At 44.5% G+C, this 705-nt stretch carries 1 protein-coding gene; it reads right to left on the reverse strand.

The window, feature by feature from the left end:
- Nucleotides 1-705, reverse strand: a 705-nt coding sequence (locus ACFIL8_RS11815; protein ID WP_375689974.1) for a TrbG/VirB9 family P-type conjugative transfer protein, incomplete at both ends; no start/stop codon positions are given.

A 705-nucleotide genomic window follows, 5' to 3' on the forward strand; every position in this document is an offset into this window, starting at 1 on the left:
TTTACGTTCAACAGATGGTGAGGTTGTTCCGGTATTTGGATTTGTGCCTTTTGGTTGATAGGCTTCGTTAAAGACGCATAGGACGTTTTTTCCCTGTCTTAGGGTGAAGCGTGCGCTAATGGCATGGACAATCACCATGTTGCCTCTTGTGGTTTTGGGAACCAGCGATTCTGTACCGTCATTGCTGACAATGTAAATGGCAGGGATTTCTTGGTTGTCTGGAAATGTAAATGTTGTGGTTTTGCCATTGTCATAAACGGAGGAGGGTTCAAGAGTGATAGAGCCTTGAGCGGTGTAAGCCCAATTGCGAGGTCCGTAGGTTTCAGAAGCGTTGAAGACATTATCGATACGCTGGGCTTGTTGTTTTTCTTGTCGCATAAGTGCTGCGAGTCTTCTTTGTTCTGCTTCTTCTTGTGGGTAGCGAAATTTCACAAGGAAATATGTTTCTTGTCCAGAGGAAATTTCTCCATCTTTGACCATCAGTTCAAATTGATAGGAGCGCTTTGAGCCATCAAGCTTTGTGGTGACGACTTGGAGATTGGTAATGGGTTGGACTTCCCGCGCTTTGAGGAAAAGAATATTGCCAGCGGGGGCGACTTCCCATGCAACGCTGTTGCCAATTGCTACATGGGCAATTTCTTCATTGGGAGAAAATTCTATTTGTACCGATGAGCGTATGGAGCCAATAATTTTTGTGACATTATA

It is taken from the genome of Bartonella sp. AP57NXGY, assembly GCF_042195805.1.
Lineage (GTDB): Bacteria > Pseudomonadota > Alphaproteobacteria > Rhizobiales > Rhizobiaceae > Bartonella.